This is a genomic window from Vreelandella indica, from assembly GCF_037070225.1.
GTDB classification, from domain to species: Bacteria; Pseudomonadota; Gammaproteobacteria; order Pseudomonadales; family Halomonadaceae; genus Vreelandella; species Vreelandella arctica.
The window spans coordinates 1-1,258 of the sequence record NZ_JBANSO010000092.1; the positions used below are offsets into that span (position 1 = coordinate 1).

At 48.7% G+C, this 1,258-nt stretch carries 3 protein-coding genes; all 3 read left to right on the top strand.

Translation table 11 applies throughout. The annotated features are described in order from the left end of the window. On the top strand, nucleotides 1-190 hold a 190-nt coding region (locus V8L71_RS20635; protein WP_336275340.1), incomplete at its 5' end, for a hypothetical protein. Nucleotides 191-204: 14 nt separating this feature from the next. After that, on the top strand, nucleotides 205-618 hold the full coding sequence (locus tag V8L71_RS20640; RefSeq protein WP_336270711.1) for a PaaI family thioesterase: 414 nt from the start codon (nucleotides 205-207) through the stop codon (nucleotides 616-618). 372 nt (nucleotides 619-990) lie between these two features. Next, a partial coding sequence (locus V8L71_RS20645) for a transposase (RefSeq protein ID WP_336275341.1) occupies nucleotides 991-1,258 on the top strand: 268 nt, incomplete at its 3' end.

Sequence of the window (1,258 nt, forward strand, 5' to 3'; positions counted from 1 at the left end):
AGCATTGCCCGATGATGGACAGCCCGGCGTGGCTGGTGAGGGTGCGGCGACTGGCGCGGAACTTTATGTTGGGCATGGCACTGTCTGGGTGAATGGCGATAATGGCTATATTGCCATGCAGGTCAGTTGGTTAGAAACATTTCTGGGGGCTGGTCTCACGGATTCAGGGTCATTCCATTATCAGACTTAACCACTCGCAGCGGTATGGACATTTTTAATGCTATGTTTGCAGGAGAGCTGCCTCATCCTCCTATTGGTCTAACGCTCGACTACACTCCTATTCATATGGAAAAAGGTATTGCCGTTTTTCAAGGGCGTCCAAAGCTTCATCATTACAACCCATTGGGTACAGTCCACGGCGGCTGGTTCTGCACGCTTTTAGATTCCGCTGTTGGCTGCGCTGTCCATACCCTTTTGCCAGCAGGAAAAACCTACACAACTTTAGAGATAAAAGTAAATATGGTGCGAGCTTTGACAGTGGCAACACCTTTAGTACGGGCTGAAGGCAAAGTCATTCATGCTGGTCGGAGAACAGCGACTGCTGAAGGCAAAATTGTAGGGCCTGATGGCAAATTATATGCCCATGCCACCACAACCTGCATCATTCTTGATGTTTAGATAAAATTTTTGATCGTTAATAGCTTTTAAACCAAAGAAAAATGCTAAGAATATAATGGATATTATATGGGTATACCCTAGAAGAACCATTCGTTTTGTCCTTTAAACCTATTAACAGACTACTTGAAACAGACTGTATTTGCGGAACTACTAATAATAGACCGCTAGTCCTAATAATCTAAATAATCCCTAATTGGACGTTTCTTAAACTGCGATGCGTCCTTTTTTAGTCGATTAATCATTTCAAACTCCCATCCCTGCTGCGACTGTCCAGCTAGGCTAGCCTGGATTTCTCACGGGGTATAACCCAGCTTATTCATGAGGCCGACCTGAAAACGAAGATGGCGAGTGGTTTTCTCTTGTAGAATCAGGATGTTCCTGCCAGAACACGATTCAAGAGGACCACTCGCCATGGGTGAAACCCTAACGACCTGGTCGCCCTCGTGCAACGGCTCTGTCCGTGTTGAGCTGAGCGGCCAGCGCACCACTAGCGACAGCGGCGCCCTGCTGCTGCGTGAAGCCCTCGACAACAGCGGCGTGATTGAGGCGCTGGAAGACAATCTGGTCGATCGACGCCACCCGCTGCGCATCCTTCATTCGCTGGCCAGCCAGTTGCGTACCCTGGTGCTGCAGCGTGCGA